Here is a 21622-nt window from a genome sequence, read left to right as displayed (position 1 = left end):
TTGTTTCATCTCTAGCAAAGATTTTCTCTAGAAATTTTCTAGGTAATGGCGCCACGATAAATAACCTTGTTTCATCTGTAACAAAGATTTTCTCTAGAAATTTTCTAGGTAATGGCGCCACGATAAATAACCTTGTTTCATCTCTAGCAAAGATTTTCTCTAGAAATTTTCTAGTTAATAGGCGCCGCTATAAATAACCTTGTTTCATCTCTAGCAAAGATTTTCTCTAGAAATTTTCTAGGTAATGGCGCCACGAACAAATAACCTTGTTTCATCTCTAGCAAAGATTTTCTCTAGAAATTTTCTAGGTAATAGGCGCCACGAACAAATTACATTGTTTTATCTGTAACAAAGATTTTCTCTAGAAATTTTCTAGGTAATGGGCGCCACGAACAAATTACATTGTTTTATCTGTAACAAAGATTGATATTAACCGTTATTCGTCAGATTCACTTTTAGAATAGAAACAGAAACCAGAAGTACTACTGGTTGAGTTAACCAGTAGTACCAAATTGCTTTAAGCGCGTAGTACCACAAACATATTACATAAAAGCCATAGTTGTAGATATTTTGCGATAAGTAACTTAAGCTATGCACTGGTATTATTTTATGATACTATACTTGAAATTCAGTATTTATATGTATAAAAGTAGGTTTTTTATTTTGTGTTCAAGTATATATTTTGACTAATATGTAATATAGAACGGGCAGGGATGCCCATTCCACTCTTATTTTAATTTTTTTCCAAAAACGTGCCTTGTTACCCAAAGGGAAAATAATGGTAAACAGGTAACATGTGCCCATAATACTGCTATTGCGACTCCCAGTATTGAAAATTTGGCGCCAATTAGTAGAGTAATACCAAATATTAAAGTAAATATCAGGTTCCAGCGTAGGTCTATATGTGGTTTACCGACTGCAACAAGTAGTTGAGAGGCTGCGTCAGCGAAAGGTCTTGGAAGTGCTGATAAACATACTATGATGATAATGGGAATCGCGTTGACTCGATTTTGCCCAAATACTATTGGCACATAAAACGGCGCCAAAGTTGATTGTAGTAGTACGAAGGGGAAAATAATGAGCGCAATTGTTTTCAGGGTATGAAAGTAAGTTTTCCTAAACTCATTTATATCAGAACGTACTGCACATAAATGTGGTAAAATTGCTGAGTTGACGGCATTGATAATACTTAGACTAATTCCTAAGCCAGCATTAAAGCCAAAGAAATATACCCCTAGTTCTTTAACTCCTAAAAAATTAAATATAATTAAGTAATCTAAGTTATTTCGTAACGTTTTAAATAAACCTATTGCTAAAATATTTTTACCGAAGCTCCAAATAGAGCGCCAATGCTTGGTTGTAAAACCCGTTTTGATTCGCCAGTTATGATACCTGTTATAAATAATAACTTCTACTGGGGCAATTATTACAGCGGGTAGAGCAAATGCCCAAACTCCCAAATGCATGATGGCGAATAAGCCAGATATGATACTTGCTAAAGAAAATTGGAGACTGTCGGTAACTGCTATGATTTTAAAGCGGTTTTCTCTTTGAATTAAAGTTTTTTGAATGCTCGTGATGGGCCAAATTAAATAAGCTATTGCTGATACGCAAATAGGTAAAACGACTTCGGGAGTATTTTTTGCCCACGAAATAGGGAATGCAACGAGGCATTGAACGACAAACAAGCCACAAAAAACTACCCAGTTTAACCAGTACGCTGAGTCACATAGTTCTTTTAACTCTTTTTCCTCTGCTTGAATTATTTTGGCGCCAATACCTAAGTTACTAAAGTTAACGGCAAATTCTCGCACCATCAAGACTATGGCGCCTAAGCCATAGTCATAATCACTTAAAAACCTAGCCATGATGGCAACGAGCAATAAGCGGAAAATACGATAGATAATTTCCGCCATTCCCAACCAACTGAGGTTACGCAGGAACTGGTTCGATAGCTTGTTTTGAATTTGTGCAATTAGATTTTGAATGACACTCACATTAATTTTCCAAACTATTTGTCACCATTCCTAAAATTCCTATTCGTCCAGATTTTAACTCCTCTATTACTTGTTTGAAGTTCGGACGTCTTGTTTTACCTAGTCCGACGACAAGTAGTATACCATCAGAGTGATTTATCAAGGCGTTTGTATCTAATCGCCCTAACAAATTAGGTGTGTCATAAATAACTAAGTCGAAATGCGTGCGTGATAGTTCAACAAAATTATCCATTTGGCTAGAGGTGAATAATTTGTTTGGGTTGGCTTTTGCTTTACCCGCAGTCAACACATACAAGTTTTCTTCTCTTGGTAATTGCTGAACAGAGTCTTTTATGTCTAATCCTTGTGAAAGTACTTCGCTTAATCCTTCAGTATTTGGTATGCCTAATTGAGTATGAACTTGTGGATGTCGTAAATCAGCATCAACAAGTAAAACTCTTTGCCCTGCTTCTGCTGCTATCTGCGCTAGGTTAACTGCAACAGTAGTTCTACCTTCACCTGATGTTGTAGATGTTACAGATATTGTACGAAGTGGCATTTCTTGGCTCATGGATTGTACGCGGTTATAAAGCGAACAGAAGGCTTGCGTGAAAACCGCGTTTTTATCGTTTTGCTTCAAAGCAAGATTTGATTCTGTCTGTTCTTTGTCTCTAACGTTAGCTCTAATGTTAAATTTGACGACATTGCCGATTGCGGGAATGGAAACGTTTCGACAAAAAGGTATGGTGCCAATAATAGGTAATTTTGCTGTGCGCTTTATTTCTTCTGGGTTATGAAAAACATTTTTGAAATTTTCTAGTACAAATGCGGCGCCTGTGCCAAGAAGTAAGCCAGCAATTCCACCTAGCAGGATGTTTTGCGAGGCAGCGGGTGAAACAGGAACTAAGCGACCTTGCTTGTCACGCGGCAAGGTTGGAGGCATTATTATCTCCCAAGGAACTTCTTGTTGCGCGACATCAACCCGCAAAGCTTCTTGTCTTGCAAGCAGTTGATTTTGGGTATCGGTGGCTATTTGTAAATCGCGCTGTAAATTTGCGTACTGACGTGCGACTTGTGGATATTGATTGATTTGTTGGTTAAGTTGATACTCAGCTTGGGTCAATGCGCGTAAACTCGCATCTAATGACTGCATTTGATTGGTGCTGTCAGCAAGTTGCTTGGTTAAATCACGTCGTACTGTGTTTTGATAGGTGGCAACAGATGATGGAAATCTTGCACCTGCACGGTTGCCTAATGCTAATTGTTCTTCTTGCTGTAATAACGGCAGCAGTTTTTCGCGCTGTTCTCGTAAACTTCGCATCACGGGACTTGCTTCTTGATATCGCACTGACTGAGCAGCTATTTGAGCATCAAGTTCTCCAATACGAGTTCGTAGTTGTTGATATTGGGGGGACTCTGATAAAGCACTAGCAGCGATTGCATCACTTTGTGACATTCCTAATTGCCCTTGCAGTGATGTATATAGTGACCGTGCTTCTAAAAATTTTCGCTCGGTTTCCAAACGTTGTACTTTAATAGTATCTAATCGGTTTAACAACTGCTCACCTTGTAGCTGCGGGTTGTAAAAATTGTAACGTTGTTGAAATGCTTGAAGTTGTCCTTGGAGTGTACTAACGCGCATTTGTAACTTTGGTACTTGCTGCTCGACAAATTTCATACCTTGTCGCAAACTAGATTGCTGCTGTTCGATACTATACTTGCGATAAGCTTGAGATACTTCTTGTAATACAGACTCAATTTTCTGTGGATTCTGATCACGGAAGCGGACTTCAATCACACGCGATTCATCTTTTCCTTTCGCAAGCCGCGTCATTAATAGCGTACCTTCACGGATAGCTGGTGTCTTACCTGCTACACTGGAACCAACTAATTGGTCGTAGTTGATATCTGGAAACTCAGTTCTTAATTCTTTAACAACTGGCCCAATTAACTTAGGACTCTTAAGTACCTCCATTAAAGCGTTATAGTCTAACGCTGTTGTGTTTTGCTTGGTAATCTCATTTACGTTCTGTTGAAGTGTTTTGGATAATAACTTCAATAGTTCGCTATCAGTAGTTTTCAATGGTTCCACCATTATTTGAAACCGACCTTCATACTTGGGTGTCCGCGTTGCTGACCACACAGTTGAAGTTGCTGCTACTGCCACTGTTACAAGAGCGATTAACCAGGCTCGACGACGCAGAACTCCTAAAGCTGGGATGAATACAGAGTTTTCTTCTTCTTCTGGCTTTTTAATTGCCCAAAAAGCTTCGCGTGCTGTAGAGTAAGGATTTTTGACCCTTGAGGCGCCATTTTGCTTTGTCGGTATTTGTGTTCCCATGAAAACCCGTGATTGATTGTTGGATTATTAAATGGTTGAATTTATGTTCTAGATCTTTTTTACTTAGAATATATTACATATTACAGTTAAACACTTGCTTTAATATCACTGCAAAGCTCAACTTTAAGTTAACATGCAGGCGCCTTAAGTCGAGTAAACCTATTCTATATACGTCTTATCTCAGTTATTCCATGAATTCATGCTCTCAAAGCCTCATTGCATCAAAAATTGTTCATATCTTTACGCATTCTTAACACTATGATGCTTTTATCAGTGTGGAAACACTCAAACTTTACTTTTCTTAACATATCTCGTAAATAGTTCGACTTATTCGACTTTACGAAAAATTTGTAAGCGAACCTATCGAATGAAGATTAAATGAAGTCAACTCAATATGACTACACTAATCATGATTCTTCTGAGAATATCATTACATATAAGGTTACTACGCTTGTCAACTTGAATGTTACTAAGCGTATTTCCATTGAAATAAGATTTATAGATTCTTCATACAAGTACCTAAACAGGTTTATGATGTTCATGAGCAACAAAACTGGTTTTGTAAACTACGTATTTTTTCTCTTTAAGAAGTAAAATACTGAAGCTAATATCAACGATGCTTAAAACTCCAACGATTATCGAAAAAGCATTTGCGGTGCTTTCGCTGTTCTTTTCCACAACTGCGGTAGTGCCTGTTCTTTTGGACAGTGAAGATGCTGCTGTTAACACACCAGACCCGTATAGTCCTTTGATTTTCATGGGCATTTATGCGGTTATGTTAGTGTTAATTGCGTTTCAATGGAAAAGTTTTCAGCGTGTTGTGACTTATGATATTTGGGTTTGGCTGCTCGTTGGAATCGCCATTGCCTCGATGTTGTGGACAGTGGCGCCTGATATTACAACTCGGAGAAGCATTTTACTGTTAGGCACAAGTTTATTTGGCACGTATTTGGCTATACGGTTTAGTCTACGCGAACAACTACAACTGCTAGCTTGTGCTTGTGGACTAGTAGTGGTACTAAGTTTTGTGTTTGCGATCTTCATTCCGTTCTATGGCATCATGAGCGTTCAAGAAGGAGGTGTTCACGCAGGTGCATGGCGAGGAGTAATGACGCATAAAAATATTTTAGGTCGAGTTTCAGTGTTAAGTAATCTGGTATTTCTGTTCACTGCACTTGGCACGACAACAAAATACAATTATCAGTGGCTATGTTGGGTTGGTTATGGTTTATCGGTAGCATTGATAATACTTTGCACGTCAAAAACAGCAATCATTGCATGTATTGTGCTAACTGTAACGTTCTTACTTTATAGGTCATGGCGATGGAACTACTCTTATGTCATTCCTTTTACAATTGGCATCGTACTTGTAGTTGGGAGTGGAGGGATATTGATAATCGATAATCTTGATGTTATTGCGGGTGCAGTTGGACGTGACCTAACATTAACAGGACGCACTGATATATGGTCGGTAATGCTTGAAAAAATTGCCGAACGTCCTCTGATTGGCTATGGATTTAATGCGTTTTGGCGTGATTGGGATAGTGAAGTAACCGCTTCGGTTTGGCGCGAGTTGGCATGGGAGTGTCCTTATGGTCACAACGGCATGATGGACTTGCTAGCAGAATTGGGAATTCCCGCATTAATTGCATTCGTATGCAGTTACTTGATGGCTGTTTTCAAAAGTATTAAGCTTTTGCGAATAACACAGAATGTTGAAGGGATATGGCATTTGGTCTATTTAACTTTCCTATTTATTTATAACGTTAGCGAAAGCACATTGTTAGCAACTAACAGTATTTTTTGGATAATTTACGTTTCAACGGCGTTTAGTGTGTCAATTAACTTACAGCAGTCGCAAGTCTATAGATATGCAACTGCAATTAGTGATGATGGATGGTTTGAATTAACAGCATCGAATACTGATGGGGAGGTTTAACGAATGTTAGTTACTATATGCATTGCTTCTTATAAGCGTCCAGAAGGACTGAAACGTCTGCTATTAGGGTTAAAGGAGCTTGCCTTCAAAAAAAGGAACGCACCTAATATTGAAGTTATTGTAGTTGATAACGACATCACAGGTTCGGCGCATGAAGTCTGTACGAACATTGAAGCTGATTTTCCTTGGTCGCTAAAATATTGTGTTGAACAACGACGAGGTATTTCTTACGCGCGTAATCGTGCAGTCGTATCGAGGAGCGAAAATACAAATTTTTTAGCTTTTATTGATGATGATGAAGTTCCTGATAAGTTTTGGTTAGATGAATTACTGTTTGTCCAGCAAACTTATAATGCGGACATAGTGACAGGGCCAGTCATACCTCACTTCATGAAGTCGGATGTTCCGCAATGGGTCACGAAGGGTAAATTTTTTGAGCCACGTCCCTATCCTACTGGTCATGAACTCGAAGTTGCAGCTACTAACAATGTCTTGATTTGCAGTCATGCTTTAAAGCAAATCGATAAATTTGATGAACGCTTTGCATTAACTGGTGGAGAAGATTCACACTTTTTCATGCGTCTAAGAAAAGCAGGAAATAAGTTTATCTGGGCACAGGAGGCATTAGTTCATGAATGGATACCTGAAACTCGCACTACAATTCAATGGGTTTTGCAGCGTGGTTATTTTGGTTGGAGTATTCATAGTTGCTGTGAACGCGAACTTTATCCTTCGATTTCAGTGATTAGTATACGTGTTCTAAAAGGTTTAGCACTAATTGCCAAAGGATTTTGTATGATTTTCCCCTCTGTTGTATTAGGGCAACATGCGCTAATTACTGCATTGCTCAATGTTTACAGGGGTATTGGCACTATTGCTGGATTAATTGGAGTTCGATATCAAGCTTATAAAACTACACATGGAGTTTGATATAAAAGCATGAAAATTTTATATTTAACAACGGTTCTTCCCAGTTCTAAAAAAACAGGAGGTGAAATTGCTTCACAAAGTTTCATTGATGTATTAGAACAAAATGGACATGAAGTAGTTATTGTCGGTTATCATCGACTTGGTGATACTGATGTCAAAAAACCGAACGAAGTTGTTGTAGGCGCCCGTTGCATAGAAACCCATAATTATAGGCTATATCCTTTACTATGGATGGGCAGTAGCTTGTTGAGAAACTTGCCTTACTCTTCTACAAAATATTACTCAGCAGAATACATTGGAATTGTCAATCTACTTTTAGATAGAGATGATTATGAGATTGTAATTATCGACCATGCTCAAATTGGATGGATAACTAATTTACTAACGCAAAATCAAATCCATAAGAAAAGCAAAATTATATTTGTAGCTCACAATGTTGAGCATGAAGTTTATTTAGCTCAATATCGCAGTGCGCGAAACCTGTTATCTAAGCAAATTTATTCACGCGAAGCGCATCTAATTAAAAAGAGCGAAGATACATTAGCAAGTATAGCCCACCAAGTTTGGACGTTTACTCAGCATGATTCAAAGTACTTTCATGCACTCAATCCGCATTCTACAGTTTTTGATTTACCTTCTAGCTTAACTCCAAGCTACAAACGCTCACATTACCAGAATCAGAACAAATTTGACATTGGTATTATTGGTAGCTGGACTTGGAAAGCTAATTTATTGGGTTTGAAGTGGTTTTTTGAAACTGTTTACCCATGCTTACCCAAACATATATCAATACATGTTGCCGGAAAAGGCGCCGAATGGTTACGTGATGAGTACACGAATGTTGAATATTGTGGTTTTGTACCAGACGCTCAAACATTCATGGCACAGTCTAAAGTCATCGCTATTCCCTCAGTCACAGGTGGTGGTGTTCAGATTAAAACACTTGATGCTATTGCATCTGGTTTACCAATAGTTGCTACTCCTACCGCTCTGCGAGGCATTCTTGACTATCCATCTTTTGTTAAAGTCGCTCTTACACCTAATGAATTTGCCTATACTTTGGTTGATTTGTTGGAAGTTAGCAACTTTGGTGAAGACACTTCTCACAAGCTTTTTGACGAACGTCTTCAATGGCTGCAGTCAAGACAGCACAAATTTGTTACAAAAGTTACAAATGCTATCAACAACTAGCAATAAATCACTATTTGATATGTCATCTAATAATCATAATCATAATCATCTAACTAGCAGCTATTTTGATAGTACATCAGAATACAATTCTAACGGCACAGCACGCATTCTAATTGCATCAATGCGCGGTTTTCATGCTGAAGCATATCGTTCAGCAGAATTTGAGTTTGAAGATGCGATTTGTGAATTTGATAGTGCTGATGTATTGGCGCCAGTACTTAATTCTAATTTCACCAACAAAGTATATAAACCTTTGGCAAATTATCTTGCCGTAAAAACAGCCAGAAAAGAATGGCTTCAATCTGGCTGTATGACATCACGTGTGGAACAAGAGTATGACTTGTTTTTTTTCATCTGTCAGCACTATTGGGATATTACTTGCATCAACTCGATTAAGGGATGGCGAGAAAAATGCCGTCAAGCAGTATTATGGATTGACGAAATATGGGTTAAAGAACTGAGCAATCCGAAAACAAGAGTATGTTTAGAACTTTTGAAAGAATTTGATTATATTTTTACAACTCAAAAAGCTAGTGCCAAAGCAATTTCTGATTTAATCCATCGTCCTTGCTATTCAATTCCTTACGCTGTCGATGCACTTCAATTTTGTCCTGTGACTACTGAGGTACAAAGAAGTATCGATATTTACAGCATTGGGCGCCGTTCTCCAATAGTGCATCAGTCATTGCTTGAGTTTTCTAAACAGCAAAATTTACTATATTTACATGACACTCTTAAAGGTCTGCAAATGAATAACTATAAAGAACACCGAAAGCTTTATAGTGATTTGATTAAGCGCAGTCGTTACTTCATCGCGAATAAAGCAAAATTTGATACACCAGAACAAACTGGTGGACAAGAAGAATTAGGTTCACGCTTCTTTGAGGGTGCAGCAGGAGGTGCAGTCATGATTGGCATACCTCCAAACTGCGAAGCTTTTAGTGAATACTTTGATTGGGAGGACGTTGTGATTCCGATTGCTTATGACACAAATAATTTAGGTGATATTATTTGTGAATTGAATACACAACCTGAGCGCTTGCATAAAATCCGACAAAATAATATAGTAAATACACTTTTACGAAACGATTGGGTGTATCGTTGGGAGAAAATATTAGAAAAAGTCGGGCTTGATCTTACGCCTAAAATGGTATCAAGAAAAGCATATTTATATGACTTAGCGCAATTGCAGAAAAATTGAAAATATCAAAACGTGATTGTAAAGACGTGATATATCACGTCTCTACATGTTTTTGTTAATATTTACCTGCGGTGTGCCAAGAATGACGCTTATCTTTAGAATTTTTCTTAAGATAGTCTTTTGTAAGGTACAAATTTAACTTTTGCTTTAAAATTAAAAGTAAAAATGGGATATCTTCGATTAAATAACGTTTCCACAGTCTTTTTGGCTCACACAGCAATCTAAACAGCCATTCAAACCCAATCTGACTAATCCATTTTGGTGCCCGTTTCATATTTCCTGCTTCAAAATCAATTGTTGCGCCAAGTGCCATGAAAATTTTGATGTTTTGTAATTGCTCCTTATATTTACATATCCATTTCTCTTGTTTTGGGGCGCCAACTCCTATAACTAAAACAGTGGCGCCGGAATTATTTATAATTTCAACAATTTGCTGACATTCTAAATCGTTGTTTTCAAACCCGAAGCTTGGTGAATAAGAGCCAACGACAATATTTCTACCAATTTTAAGGTTGATATTCTGCTGTGCTTGAGCAGCAACTCCTTCTCTGGCGCCTAAAAGAAATATTTTAATGCTTTCATTTTGCTGGTGGTGAGTATAGAAAGCTGGCAATAAGTCAGAGCCAGAAATTTTTTCGCGTATAGGAGTACCCAATAGCCTAGCTGCTAAAAGCAGTATCTGACTATCACAAACTTTATAGTTACTAACACTATAAGCTTGGACGAATTCTGGGTCTTTTTGCAACTTCATCAAATGGTCTACATTAGGTGTAAATACAACACCTGATTGTAAGGTATCTAAAAATTCTACCTTTGATAAATTGTCAATTTCTAAGTTCAGTATTTTAACTTTATTCATGGTAGAACGCTGTTCATTGTGATAATTAAGGTTAGAGGTTTAGTTCAAAGAGTAAAAATAGCTTTAAGCAAACGTAAATTCTTCTGAGGAGATATTTGCTTGACGCGGATATTATTTGTTATTTTTTCTATCAATGAATTCTAAGAACTCAGCGAACAGCATTGATAACTTTCTAATATCTCAATGTTAAATTAGCATATTTATTTAGGTAATCATATATATATTTTATGGGTTTTACAAAAACTATATAATAAAATCCTGCTTATTATCCAATAAAATACTGTTATTACGTTGTTTCAGGATTTTGATTTAAATGAATCTACTGATGTCTTCATGAAATTTTCGTAAAGACTTATTCCTAAAGACAGATAAATTTTAGTTGATATATAACAAACAAAATTTTATAGTTAATAAAATTTAAAAGTTACAAATCTTATACATATAAAAACGAAAATATAATCAATACATTATTTATTACGTATGTTATTTTAAATGTATTTTCAATAAATTTAGAAAATCAAAAACAATATTGAAGATGAAACAAAAGTTATTTTTTTTACAAATAAGCTTAATGCAAGCTTTGATTAATCAACAAAAAATACTATTCGATAAATTATAAAGTAAAAATAAGAACAAATATAACTATATAGATATTTATCAATATTCGATGTTAAGAATATAAACATGATTGCCATGTGTTCCACTTTGAGAGTGAAGTAAGCGTGTATCACAAAAGCAGACTAAGTTTTGTCAACCGTATAATCAATGTTCTATAACAGTGTCCTCCGGTAACAAATTTTATCTTAACTAGTCTCCGAGACGATGTTGAAATTAAATTTTTGGTGTTAAATATTGAATATTGCTAAAAATCGCAGTCTAGCAATTAAACTTAATAATTGGTGTGACAGTATTTTTTGAGGAGTGAACGTGAAGAGTATTTTTTCTCGCAACGGAATTTTTTGCGCTTTAGGTCTAACGTCTATGGTGCTGCTAGCAAGTACCAATGTCCAAGCTGAAACGGCGCCAACAAGTGCCCAGAAGCTGAATAATGCTTTGAAGCGGGCACATAACTTAGCGGTAACACCCGTTCCAGGAACAACAGCAACAACTTCTGCCGCGTTAATGCAACAAGAAGTGACAACTCCAGTTCAACAGTCAGAACAAACCCAGCAAGAAACAACTAAACAAGTAGCACAAGCAGATATCGACCCAGGTCGAACAACTCGTGGTGGCTCAAGTTATGTTGGTGTGGCAGGTAATATTGGTCTTGGTGGTGGAGATTCAGCACTAGGAGATGGTAACTTTGCTGTGATGAGTAAAGTCGGGTTGACAAGAACTTTTTCAGTGCGACCTGCGGCAGTTTTTGGTAATAACACAGCCATTTTAATTCCTGTCACCTATGATTTTTCTCTACAGCAACCTGATGACCCATTTGTAGAGCCATTACCAATTGCTCCTTATGTTGGAGTTGGTGGCGCCATTAAAACAGGTGGTGATAACTCACAAATTGCGTTCCTGGTGACAGGTGGAGTTGATTTTCCACTAACTCAACAATTTACAGCAACCGCTGCAATCAACGCTGGATTTTTCGACCAAACTGATGTTGGACTTTTAATCGGTGTTGGTTATAACTTTGGCGGATTTTAATGAGTGCTGAGTAGAAAGTGCTGAGTGCTGAGTAGAGTTGAAGTTAACTTTCTTCACTCAGTACTCAGCACTCAGCACTTTTAAGTTTCTTCTTTGATACGGAGAGGGAGGGATTCGAACCCTCGGTACGGAGTTACCTGCCGTACAACAGATTAGCAATCTGCCGCTTTCGACCACTCAGCCACCTCTCCAGGTGTACGAATAATAAATGTATATGATTTTAATGGGAATGTCAACAATGTTTTTAAAAAAAGGTAATTTAGCTTTATCCCAATTTGCCAACGCCGAGGCACCAATGCAAGCAGCGTAAGGGTAAATAAAATTCTTTTACCCTTACGCTGTTTTTTGGAATTGCATCGCTGTAACTTTACAATGTGTTAAAGAACTTGCGCGCGTATAAGAGCGAGAGGCAAGCTGCCTAATTTTCGCCATTGTGGTACGTAAGCGCGCTGCGAGAACACATCGTAGTTGTTGCGTTCGATTCGATCTAAGATGCGGCTGTAGTGAATTAAAGCAGCCCACACTGGTAGTCGGGCATCAGGCGCCAGGAAAGTAATTCCCCGTTCAGCCTTGGTATAAAATTCACGGGCACGGGCAATTTGATACCGCATCAACGCACGCCAACGGTCATCAATTACACCTTTAAATAAGTCTTCTTCAGTGTAATTAAAGCGTGCGAGGTCTTCTAAAGGAAGGTATATCCTGCCACGTCGCGCGTCTTCACCAACATCACGAAGGATGTTAGTAAGTTGATTGGCAATACCGAGGGCAATGGCTTCTTCTGTAGGAACGTACAACTGACGGTTACGGTTCCAAGGCGCCGAGTTTTGAGATATATCAATACCCATTACCGAAGTAGACATCAAACCAACGGTGCCAGCAACGCGGTAACAATAGATATAAAGTTGGTCGAAGGTGTCATAACGACTACGGAATAAGTCCATTCGTTGACCGTTAACCATGTCGCGGAACGGTTCAATGGAAAGAGGGAAACAATCAAGAGTATCTACTAATGCGACATCCAAATCATCACCTGGGCGACCTGCAAAAATCGACTCCAAGCGCTTCTCCCAATCGTCGAGAGTTTCGGGTGTGGTGATCGCAGCAGCAGGACCATCGACTAGTTCATCTGTACGGCGACACCAAGCATAAATTGCCCAAATAGCTCGCCGTTTTTCCGGACTCATCAACAAAGTGCCAAGATAAAATGTCTTAGCGTACTTCGCCGTGAGGTTGCGACACAGATTGTAGGACTCTTCCGCAGAGACGGAGGTTTTCATGCACGGGGGGGAATCAGGCAGTTGCAGCATTCGTTGCAGGCTGGAGGGTTTGCGTTGGCTTGCTCGAGGTTTTCGCCTCTAGGTGTGCTTGGGCGTTTATCGCCTGCGCTGTCAGTTTACCAGAAAGTACGGCACCTTCCATACTGCCAAGGAATGGCTGCATGGTGTAACTCCCTGCGAGGTAAAAATTTGAAATTGGGGTAACTTGTGAAGGTCGGTATTTTTGGCAACCTGGTGTTGCCGTATAAACCGAATGAGGTGTTTTAACGACGTGATGCTTCAGAAGCTTTGCGGGGTTTTCGCCACCAAAGTGTTGAGGAAATAATGTTTCTAATTCTACAAGCGTCGCTTTCAGAATTTCTTCCTCGGATTTGTTTATCCAATCCTTTGCTGGTGCAAAAACTAATTCCAGCATAGAACGGTCGGGATTCGCGTATTCCTTACAGGTATTGCTCATATCAGCATATACGCTGAGAAGCTTAGATCGCGAAAATAACAAATTGTCTATATCTGTAAGTTTACGGTCAAACCAAAGATGTATATTGATGACTGGTACACCTTCTAAGCCATCAAGTTTTTGGAAAAACTCGTTTTGCTTCCATTTTGAAGGCAGCATCACTTTCATTACATCAACCGACATTGCTGAAACATACAGGTCAGCAGTAACAACCTCATCACTTTTACCATCTAGTCCGCGAATTAAGAAACACTTAACGCTGCCGTCTTCGTTCAGTAAAATTTCTTTTAAAGGAGCATTCGTTTTAACTTCTCCCCCCCGTGCGGTGATATGGTCAACCATTGGTTGACAAAGACGCTCGGTTGGTGAACCGTCTAGGAAAGCTACTTGTGAGCCGTTTTTTTGTTGTAAGAATTTATTTAGAGCTGTCAACAGCACTAAGGCAGATATTTCATCGGGGTCGATAAAATTTAATGATTTCGCTGCGGCGATAAATATGCCTTGTTCGACATCATCGCCAACACCTTGCTGTTTCAACCATTCTGAGAATGTAAATCTATCAGTTGAATCAACATATTTTTGTCCCCGCAGCATCGCCGGAACCAGTCCTTTGGCTAATTCAATTTTTTCACCCCACCTGAGCATGTCGTTGTTACGCAAAATTGCTGCTATCCCATTGAAGGGCGCCGGCAAATTGGGAAAATCGAAGCGGCTGTAAGTACCTGGCTTTTCTGGTTGATTGAAAATCATTGTATGCTGCTTCCATTGCAGTCGATCTTCAATTCCCAATTCCTTAAATAGCTGCAACATATTGGGATAGGCGCCAAAGAAAACGTGCAACCCAGTTTCATACCAGTCACCATCTTCATCTTTCCACGCTGCGACTAAGCCGCCCAAAACGTCTCGACTTTCCAAGACGATGGGAGTATAACCTAAATCGGTCAAATATTTAGCGCAGGATAATCCTGCCAGACCTGCTCCGGCGATTGCTACTCGCATTTACTTTACTTTCTTCAATATTTCTTAACGGTTTTGCCGTTTTCATTATACGTTGCATTCCGTTACATTTGGCATCTCTTTCACATTTAAAGCTAATTAGTACCTTTGTGAGCCATATAAAGGCGTTAACTTTAGAACTAAAGTACTATATCAAGGCGCTAATTTAAAATTTACCTCAATCCCTGCTGTTTTAAAACCTCATCAATCCAAACAGCATCTTTTTGTGATGGCGGTACAGGCTCTTGAGTGTAGTCAATTATCAAGTCATAATTACCTTCTACATATAATTCATTAATTAAAGTTTGTATATCTAGTAGTGGTTCTGTATCGGTTTCACGTAAAGGTAAGGCAAAAGATGGTATTGGATTTTGTAAATTAAATGGGTATAAATCAGCTTTTGGGCGTTTAGATGCTCTACTGACTAAAATTTGATAGTCACTTTGAAGGTTATATTGCACTTGTTGAATTGGCTTACCTTCTCTCAGCAAATCAATTTCAACTAAATTAGTATTACTTCCTAAAACTTGCAGCCGTTTTTTTTGATATGCATTTCGTCCCTCTCCTAAACGCTTATTTTTTGGAGAAAGAATTTCAATTACGGTGATAACTTCTTGTGTTATGACATCTCGTACTTCTAAGTAAGTTTCTTTGACAGTTTCAGGCATTGTAAGGTCAACCGTTACAGCTTCAACAGATGGTGATACAACAGCAGTACTAGCTTTTTGTGGCAATGCTATTTTTTGCGTACTTTGCACAGCAACACCTACTAATAATGAATCATCAGTTGTTTGATATACTCGTTTTTCAATGGCCACTTTATATTTAGGACGCAGTTGAGGGTTTAATTTCCGGAAAATAGCTGTTATCAATAGACTATGAATTTCTGACCAAAATGACGGATTCTCCAAATATGGGTTCATCCCTGGAAATGGTGAAGCCATAAAACTAAAACCTCCTCCGTGAATTATTAGGCAGCTCCCAGGACAGTCAGGCAAGGCGCCTAACTTATTTATTATACAAATTCTCCTTGAGCGACCATAATTACTTTTCCCCCTACATGTACTTCAATGGGTTCGCTCTTGTATTTTTGGTGTGCTTTGAGGAGGATTAAAGATGGTCTGTTGATTTCGTAACCTTGTTCAACGCGCGTATCGATTTCATTTTTACCAAAATATGAGTGTTCTACCAAATAACCTGCTAAACATCCGTTGGCACTTCCTGTAGCTGGGTCTTCGGGTACGCCAAGGAAGTCACAAAAGACACGTACATTTAAATGATTCTCTGGGTAGTAAGTCTCTGGGCAAAAAATTAAAATACTTTTTGCCTCGATATATTGAATTAGGTTGTAATACTTATCTTGATTGACTTTCGCTCTTTTTAACGATGCCAAATTCTTGAGAGGAACAATAATAAAGGGTAAACCTGTTGAAACAGCTTGTACTGGGTACTTGGTATCTATTTCACTTATTTCTATTCCCAAAACTTCAGCAATTATCTCTGTAGAAAATATTTCCTTGCTAAAATCAGGCGCCTTTTGTTGCATCCACAAATATGGTTCATTCGCTCCACTGCTGTCGATATTAACTGGTATCTGTCCAACTTGTAAATTCAAAATAACTCTTTGGGCTGATTGCTTAATAACCTCTCGTTGAAGTATGTAAGCCGTTCCCAAGGTTGGATGACCCGCAAAAGGAATTTCTTGAGCAGGTGTAAATATTTTAACGTCATACCCCCCAGATACTGCTTGCTCTGAAACAATAAATGTTGTTTCTGAATAGTTGATTTCTCTAGCTATAGCTTGCATTTGCGACGTAGTTAAGGCGCCTGCGTTGGTGAATACAGCTAATTGATTCCCAGTATATTTAGCTTCCGCAAAAACATCAACTATGTAATATTTAAGACTTTCCATTTGAATTAATTAAGTAAAATGACTGTTGATATTAATAGTATTTTTGCATATTTTAAAGCCAAAAAAATTAGATATATAAAAAATTCAAATCAAAAAAGTCGAAAAAGTCGGGAACAAATCGAAAAGTTTTATTTGCTTGTTTTACAAGGACAAGATAATATGAATTGTGCTGGGGATCACTCCAGTAATTTATGTTCCCCTCTGTTTGGCGCTTAGGTCTAATGTGTTCCATAGGCTATATTTGTTCTCGGCTAGGTTCAGTTTGCACTTAATTAATTATCTCAGGAGTAGGTTTACACCCGTTTAAGGTGCTGCTACCAAAATATAAACTACACCATGCTATTTCTTGGAATTTTTTTCGTAACTTCTTGGATTAGTGGTTTTTTGTCGTTGAATCAAATAGCTGTAAATGTTCCAAGGCAAATACCAACGGCAAAATTATCATCTAGTTCAGAAAAAGCTACTAGCAATCAGTTCTGTTCAGCTACAGGTAGCAATCACGAATCATCAACATTAGTACCAAAGGCTTTTAATGCAGTCAAAACAAGCGTTTCATCAGCACCGCAGTTGCTTAACTCGAGCGACAACGACAGTGATTTTGCAAACAAGATTTTACGAAGCATACGGTCTGGATTACCTCCCACATTGCGAAACTTGTTCCGTCTTCCGATTTCCTTCGAGTCTCCAAAGCGCTCATCGAATTTATCTGTTGTAACCGTTCGTCGCGATGAAACGAACTATGAAGTTTGGATAGATAATCACTTGATTGCTAACTTGCCAAACCAATTACAGGCAAGCGTTATGCAGCAGCGCTTGAATAAACTGCTTCAGTCCAAGGTCTCAGACCCATCTCTATTACGACCTGCTACTGTAGACGGCGCCCCAGCAATAATGGCGGGTAATCGCTTTTTATTGGGAGTTAACAAAGAAATATCCAGCAATACAACCCGAAGTGCTGATTTGATAGCTATTGACTGGGTGAATAACCTTCGGAGTGCATTAAAGGCGCCAAAGCTTTCACTCACCGAAGGGCAACAAGATATGTATGGTTTGGTATATTCCAATGAGAAACTATCTGGTTTAGCTTCTTGGTACGGTGGTTATTTTCACGGTCGTACTACTGCCAATGGTGAAACTTATAACCAGAACGACCTCACGGTTGCTCATAAAACACTGCCATTCAACACACACTTAAAAGTAACTTACACAAAAACAGGTAAATCTGTAATAGTGCGCGTTAACGACCGAGGGCCATATATTCCACCTCGTAGTCTTGATTTATCACTTGCAGCAGCGCGTTGTATTGGCAGTGAAACAGCTGGTGTTGTAAGTTATGAAGCGGTTATTATGCAACCAAACCAACCCAAAATGACTTTAAACGCACCACTAGCTTCAAAAGACAAGAAAAAACCTCAACAATTAGCTGTTGTTTCAGAATTCTAAGAGTAGAAAGTACTGAGTGCTGAGTGCTGAGTAAAGTAGAGAGTACTCAGCACTCAGCACTCAAAACTCAGCACTTCTTAAGCTGGAACTACAAATTTTTCGCTACCAGCTAAACCAAATGCTTCGTGAATAACTTGCAAAGCTTTAACACCTTGCTCTTGTTCAACAACGCAGCTAATTTTAATTTCAGATGTAGCTATCATTTGAATATTAATTTTGTCTTGTGCTAAGGCTTCAAACATTTTTGCTGCTACACCAGGTTGTCCAACCATGCCTGCGCCTACTATACTGACTTTTGCGATGGCACTATCTAAAACTACTTCGCCCCAATCATATTCTACTGCTGCTTGTTGAAGCAAAAGTTGGGTACTTTCAGCGTCAAGACGTGCGACGGTAAAAGCAATATCTCGTCTCGGCGCCCCATCTATAATATGGCAACGCTGTGATTGAATAATCATGTCAACACTAACATTGTGTTCTGCGAGTAACCCAAATAACTTTGCTGCCATCCCTGGTTTATCAGGAACGTTACGAATTGCTAAACGCGCTTGGTTTAGGTCGAGTGCAACACCGCGAACGGGAGAGTGGGAGAGTGGGACAGTATTCGAGGAGGGTAGGGGGGAGGTAGTAATATCAAAAGCTTTTGCTAAGGAGGTGACGGCTTTTTCGCAGTCGGTTTCGTCTACTACACAGCTAACTTTTACTTCGCTAGTAGAAATCATTTGAATGTTTACACCTGCTTCAGCTAGTGTTGCGAACATTTTCGCCGCTACACCTGGGCGCCCAATCATCCCGGCGCCTGCGATACTAACTTTAGCGATGTTTTGTTCTACTAATACCTCAGCTTCTTCTGATTTTGTTGGGGTGCTGCGAAGTACTGGTGCTATTGCTGCTGCTACTGCTTCAGCTTTCTTTAAGATTGGTGTCATTACAGTAAAAGCAATGTCATTACTGTTACCGTCATGAATCGATTGAATAATTAAATCGACATCGACCTTTTGATGTGCTATTTCTCTAAACAAGCGCGCAGCAACTCCTGGTTTATCAGGAACACGCAATAAAGCTATTTTGGCTTGGTTTGCATCAAATTCAATTGCATCAACTGGACGAGCTATTTCTAAATTTATGAGCGAACGCTCTTCGTGTTTCTTTGAAGTTACCCAAGTACCTGGTTGGTCACTCCAACTCGAACGCACTACTAAAGGCATACTGTAATTACGGGCTATTTCTACCGCACGTGGGTGCAGCACTTTTGCCCCTAAACTGGCTAGTTCCAGCATTTCATCACAGGTTATTTCTTCCATTAACTGCGCTTCAGGAACTAATCTTGGGTCAGTAGTAAGAATACCTGGTACATCGGTATAAATTTCACAAAAATCTGCCCGTAACGCCGCTGCTAATGCTACCGCTGAAGTATCTGAACCACCCCGCCCCAAGGTAGTAATTTCTAAAGCTTCAGTGCTGCTAATACCTTGGAAACCAGCAACTACAACTACTTTACCTTCTTTCAGGTGACGCTCTAATCGTTCTGTTTCTATATGTAAAATCCGCGCGCGCGTGTGGTGAGCTTCCGTAACAATTCCTACCTGGGCGCCTGTCATCGAAATTGCTGGTTGCCCAATTTCCTGCAAAGCCATACTCAACAAGGCAATAGTAACCTGTTCCCCCGTCGAAAGCAGCATATCCATTTCTCGACGGTTGGGAGTTCTAGAAATTTCATGCGCTAACTTTACAAGTCCATCCGTGGTTTTGCCCATCGCAGAAACCACTACCACAACAGAATTTCCAGCTTTGACAGCTTTGCAAACACGCTGTGCTACCGTTTGAATACGTTCAACCGAACCTACAGATGTACCACCGTATTTTTGGACTATTAGCGACATAACTTTAATAAGATATACTATACCTGTTTTTCCGGCGCCCACGTTACAACGTTAAAGACGTTTGGAGTGCTTCAGAATACTAACTTATCAGAATCTGATGGTATCTAAAATAAAAACTTTACATTTTTTTGATCAATTTTGTAGTAGTGTTTGATATTTAAAGATCATTACTTAATACGGTGTCTAAATTAATACACATCAACCATTAAACCGAAATGTTCGCAAAATTGCTATTCAGAAGATACAGAATTAACACAATACTTATATAAGCTTGTAGTGGCAAGTTATAGCTACAGGTCGTGCTTGCAATTATATTTGCTCAAATACGACCGTTCGGTTATATAAATTTGATTTCGGTTTGAAACTTTTTACGAAGATGGATGACTCGGTGCAAGATGCTTTAGCAGGTTTTAGAATCAATCTGCGACAAGGGGTTAATTTACAAGTTTGCCACAGTGCAGGTAGTACACCAGCGATTGTATTTTTACACGGGGGAACAGGAAACCGTTTCAACTTGCGCGCGCAGTATGAATTTGCTCAAAATCAGGGTTGGGAGGTTCTCGCTTATGATTTAGCAGGACATGGGCAGTCAAGTTCTTATGCTCGTTATTCAATTGGTAGGCATCGTCGGGATTTAAAACGATTGTTACAGCATTTTGATATAGAATCGCCGATATTATGCTGTCACAGTTATGGGGTACCTCTAGGTTTAGAGTTTGTCCAGCATTATTCAGTAAGTGGAATTATTGCTATTGCTGGTGGCGCCCATAATTTGGTGCCGTGGTGGGAAATTCCCCTTATGAAATTTATGGCTTGGGGTGGTAGATATATCTATTTATTGCCTGGTGTACAGTCATTGACTAATCGATTATCGACTTCGTATACTCACAAAGTTATTGCTCGATTTCATAGAGAGTGCCCAGTACCTACAGATTTTCAAACTTATAAAGCGCTAGAAATCTTTTGGAACTATAGTTTTTTTACCCGTAATCCATCTTCTAAGATATCTCAAGTTCCAGTTTTAGTTATTAGTGGTGGTAAAGACCCTACTTTTACAGTTGAGATGGGTGATGAGTTAGCCAGTATGTTTACCAACCGTACTCATTTACATATTAAGAATGCGGGACATTTAGTAATGGCTGAATGTTCGGAACTAGTAAATGCAGCAATTAGTGATTGGGTAAAGAAAGTTGGCAACGGATATAACGGATGTAACGGATGATTCATTTAAAACAATGGCTCTGATACTAATATTAATTACCGTTCAAGCTCGGCAAAATACCCGTTGTTGCCAAAGTATAACTGAAACTTCAATTGCTCCGTTGTTTTACGCCCAAAACCTAATAGTACATAAAAACTAGCGTGGCGACTAACAAATATTTGCAGGTTCTGCTCAAGTAACTGCTGTACCATACGGAAAAAGCCGATGAAATTGGATTTTCTGGCGCCGTTAGCTCCAATCAAAACGTTAAGTTTCGACAGTTCCAGGTCACACTCAGCAATAGACTTGAAGCCTTTTAAAACTATTCTCGACAGTTGTTTGTCATTATAAGTCCCCGTCATTGAA

The 21622-nt window shown here is 38.9% G+C and carries 17 protein-coding genes and 1 tRNA gene; 8 read left to right on the top strand and 10 right to left on the bottom strand.

Going from position 1 to position 21622, the window contains the following annotated elements:
• Positions 1 to 728: 728 nt before the first annotated feature.
• Positions 729 to 1997: a lipopolysaccharide biosynthesis protein gene (locus DSM106972_RS42035; protein ID WP_127086281.1), complete on the bottom strand. Its 1269-nt coding sequence runs from the start codon at positions 1995 to 1997 to the stop codon at positions 729 to 731.
• Position 1998: 1 nt separating this feature from the next.
• On the bottom strand, positions 1999 to 4317 hold the full coding sequence (locus tag DSM106972_RS42030; protein WP_127086280.1) for a GumC family protein: 2319 nt from the start codon (positions 4315 to 4317) through the stop codon (positions 1999 to 2001).
• A 616-nt stretch (positions 4318 to 4933) separates the two neighbouring features.
• Here DSM106972_RS42030 and DSM106972_RS42020 point away from each other — a divergent pair.
• Genes DSM106972_RS42020 through DSM106972_RS42005 form a run of 4 tightly spaced genes read left to right on the top strand, consistent with a single transcriptional unit; the run spans position 4934 to position 9578 of the window.
• Positions 4934 to 6256 carry an O-antigen ligase family protein gene (locus tag DSM106972_RS42020; RefSeq protein ID WP_127086278.1) on the top strand — a complete coding sequence of 441 codons (1323 nt, stop codon included), beginning with the start codon at positions 4934 to 4936 and terminating at the stop codon, positions 6254 to 6256.
• Between the two features lie 3 nt (positions 6257 to 6259).
• Positions 6260 to 7186 (top strand): glycosyltransferase family 2 protein, encoded by a 927-nt coding sequence (locus DSM106972_RS42015; protein ID WP_127086277.1) that lies wholly within the window; start codon positions 6260 to 6262, stop codon positions 7184 to 7186.
• Between the two features lie 9 nt (positions 7187 to 7195).
• Entirely contained in the window at positions 7196 to 8377 is a 1182-nt protein-coding gene (locus DSM106972_RS42010; protein WP_127086276.1) for a glycosyltransferase, read from the top strand.
• A gap of 19 nt (positions 8378 to 8396) precedes the next feature.
• Positions 8397 to 9578: a glycosyltransferase gene (locus DSM106972_RS42005; protein ID WP_233787115.1), complete on the top strand. Its 1182-nt coding sequence runs from the start codon at positions 8397 to 8399 to the stop codon at positions 9576 to 9578.
• A 55-nt stretch (positions 9579 to 9633) separates the two neighbouring features.
• Here DSM106972_RS42005 and DSM106972_RS42000 read toward each other — a convergent pair whose 3' ends face one another.
• Positions 9634 to 10437 (bottom strand): WecB/TagA/CpsF family glycosyltransferase, encoded by an 804-nt coding sequence (locus DSM106972_RS42000; protein WP_127086274.1) that lies wholly within the window; start codon positions 10435 to 10437, stop codon positions 9634 to 9636.
• Between the two features lie 981 nt (positions 10438 to 11418).
• Here DSM106972_RS42000 and DSM106972_RS41995 point away from each other — a divergent pair.
• A complete protein-coding gene (locus tag DSM106972_RS41995; protein WP_127086311.1) occupies positions 11419 to 12084 on the top strand; it encodes a hypothetical protein in 666 nt (221 codons plus the stop codon).
• Positions 12085 to 12183: 99 nt separating this feature from the next.
• Here DSM106972_RS41995 and DSM106972_RS41990 read toward each other — a convergent pair.
• The 5 genes from DSM106972_RS41990 to DSM106972_RS41970 all read right to left on the bottom strand — a co-directional run bounded on the left by DSM106972_RS41990 (position 12184) and on the right by DSM106972_RS41970 (position 16729).
• Positions 12184 to 12275 (bottom strand) — tRNA-Ser (locus DSM106972_RS41990).
• A 186-nt stretch (positions 12276 to 12461) separates the two neighbouring features.
• On the bottom strand, positions 12462 to 13394 hold the full coding sequence (crtB, locus tag DSM106972_RS41985) for a 15-cis-phytoene synthase CrtB (RefSeq protein WP_127086273.1): 933 nt from the start codon (positions 13392 to 13394) through the stop codon (positions 12462 to 12464).
• Positions 13378 to 14820, bottom strand: a complete 1443-nt coding sequence (pds, locus tag DSM106972_RS41980; protein ID WP_127086272.1) for a 15-cis-phytoene desaturase — start codon at positions 14818 to 14820, stop codon at positions 13378 to 13380. The genes crtB and pds overlap by 17 nt, the downstream gene beginning before the upstream one ends.
• 170 nt (positions 14821 to 14990) lie before the next feature.
• Positions 14991 to 15761 (bottom strand): DUF4058 family protein, encoded by a 771-nt coding sequence (locus DSM106972_RS41975; protein WP_127086271.1) that lies wholly within the window; start codon positions 15759 to 15761, stop codon positions 14991 to 14993.
• Between the two features lie 71 nt (positions 15762 to 15832).
• Positions 15833 to 16729, bottom strand: coding sequence for a PhzF family protein (locus DSM106972_RS41970; RefSeq protein WP_127086270.1), 897 nt, complete (start codon positions 16727 to 16729; stop codon positions 15833 to 15835).
• Between the two features lie 18 nt (positions 16730 to 16747).
• Between DSM106972_RS41970 and DSM106972_RS54295 the strand changes: the two genes are divergently transcribed.
• Both DSM106972_RS54295 and DSM106972_RS41960 read left to right on the top strand, forming a co-directional pair.
• A complete protein-coding gene (locus DSM106972_RS54295; protein WP_127086269.1) occupies positions 16748 to 16945 on the top strand; it encodes a hypothetical protein in 198 nt (65 codons plus the stop codon).
• 120 nt (positions 16946 to 17065) lie between these two features.
• Entirely contained in the window at positions 17066 to 18172 is a 1107-nt protein-coding gene (locus DSM106972_RS41960; protein WP_127086268.1) for a septal ring lytic transglycosylase RlpA family protein, read from the top strand.
• Positions 18173 to 18249: 77 nt separating this feature from the next.
• On the opposite strand, the gene DSM106972_RS41955 is transcribed toward DSM106972_RS41960, so the two are convergent.
• Entirely contained in the window at positions 18250 to 20055 is a 1806-nt protein-coding gene (locus DSM106972_RS41955) for an aspartate kinase (protein ID WP_127086267.1), read from the bottom strand.
• 376 nt (positions 20056 to 20431) lie between these two features.
• On the opposite strand from DSM106972_RS41955, the gene DSM106972_RS41950 reads away from it, so the two are divergent.
• Positions 20432 to 21277 (top strand): alpha/beta fold hydrolase, encoded by an 846-nt coding sequence (locus DSM106972_RS41950; RefSeq protein WP_127086266.1) that lies wholly within the window; start codon positions 20432 to 20434, stop codon positions 21275 to 21277.
• A gap of 35 nt (positions 21278 to 21312) precedes the next feature.
• Here the strand turns inward: DSM106972_RS41950 and DSM106972_RS41945 are convergent, their stop codons facing one another.
• Positions 21313 to 21618 (bottom strand): AAA family ATPase, encoded by a 306-nt coding sequence (locus tag DSM106972_RS41945; protein WP_233787113.1) that lies wholly within the window; start codon positions 21616 to 21618, stop codon positions 21313 to 21315.
• Positions 21619 to 21622: the final 4 nt, after the last annotated feature.

The sequence above is a fragment of the Dulcicalothrix desertica PCC 7102 genome (genome assembly GCF_003991905.1).
GTDB classification, from domain to species: Bacteria; Cyanobacteriota; Cyanobacteriia; order Cyanobacteriales; family Nostocaceae; genus Dulcicalothrix; species Dulcicalothrix desertica.
The sequence above is the reverse complement of the archived record's forward strand: the minus strand, read 5'-3'. Positions and strand labels throughout refer to the sequence as shown.

Coding starts and splice junctions, on each gene's coding strand:
- DSM106972_RS41960 (WP_127086268.1), top strand. CDS start 17,066: ATGCTATTTCTTGGAATTTTTTTCGTAACTTCTTGGATTAGTGGTTTT.
- DSM106972_RS42020 (WP_127086278.1), top strand. CDS start 4,934: ATGCTTAAAACTCCAACGATTATCGAAAAAGCATTTGCGGTGCTTTCG.
- DSM106972_RS42000 (WP_127086274.1), bottom strand. CDS start 10,437: ATGAATAAAGTTAAAATACTGAACTTAGAAATTGACAATTTATCAAAG.
- crtB (WP_127086273.1), bottom strand. CDS start 13,394: ATGCTGCAACTGCCTGATTCCCCCCCGTGCATGAAAACCTCCGTCTCT.
- DSM106972_RS42010 (WP_127086276.1), top strand. CDS start 7,196: ATGAAAATTTTATATTTAACAACGGTTCTTCCCAGTTCTAAAAAAACA.
- DSM106972_RS42015 (WP_127086277.1), top strand. CDS start 6,260: ATGTTAGTTACTATATGCATTGCTTCTTATAAGCGTCCAGAAGGACTG.
- DSM106972_RS42005 (WP_233787115.1), top strand. CDS start 8,397: ATGTCATCTAATAATCATAATCATAATCATCTAACTAGCAGCTATTTT.
- DSM106972_RS41975 (WP_127086271.1), bottom strand. CDS start 15,761: ATGGCTTCACCATTTCCAGGGATGAACCCATATTTGGAGAATCCGTCA.
- DSM106972_RS41945 (WP_233787113.1), bottom strand. CDS start 21,618: ATGACGGGGACTTATAATGACAAACAACTGTCGAGAATAGTTTTAAAA.
- DSM106972_RS41955 (WP_127086267.1), bottom strand. CDS start 20,055: ATGTCGCTAATAGTCCAAAAATACGGTGGTACATCTGTAGGTTCGGTT.
- DSM106972_RS41995 (WP_127086311.1), top strand. CDS start 11,419: ATGGTGCTGCTAGCAAGTACCAATGTCCAAGCTGAAACGGCGCCAACA.
- pds (WP_127086272.1), bottom strand. CDS start 14,820: ATGCGAGTAGCAATCGCCGGAGCAGGTCTGGCAGGATTATCCTGCGCT.
- DSM106972_RS54295 (WP_127086269.1), top strand. CDS start 16,748: ATGACTGTTGATATTAATAGTATTTTTGCATATTTTAAAGCCAAAAAA.
- DSM106972_RS41950 (WP_127086266.1), top strand. CDS start 20,432: ATGGATGACTCGGTGCAAGATGCTTTAGCAGGTTTTAGAATCAATCTG.
- DSM106972_RS42030 (WP_127086280.1), bottom strand. CDS start 4,317: ATGGGAACACAAATACCGACAAAGCAAAATGGCGCCTCAAGGGTCAAA.
- DSM106972_RS41970 (WP_127086270.1), bottom strand. CDS start 16,729: ATGGAAAGTCTTAAATATTACATAGTTGATGTTTTTGCGGAAGCTAAA.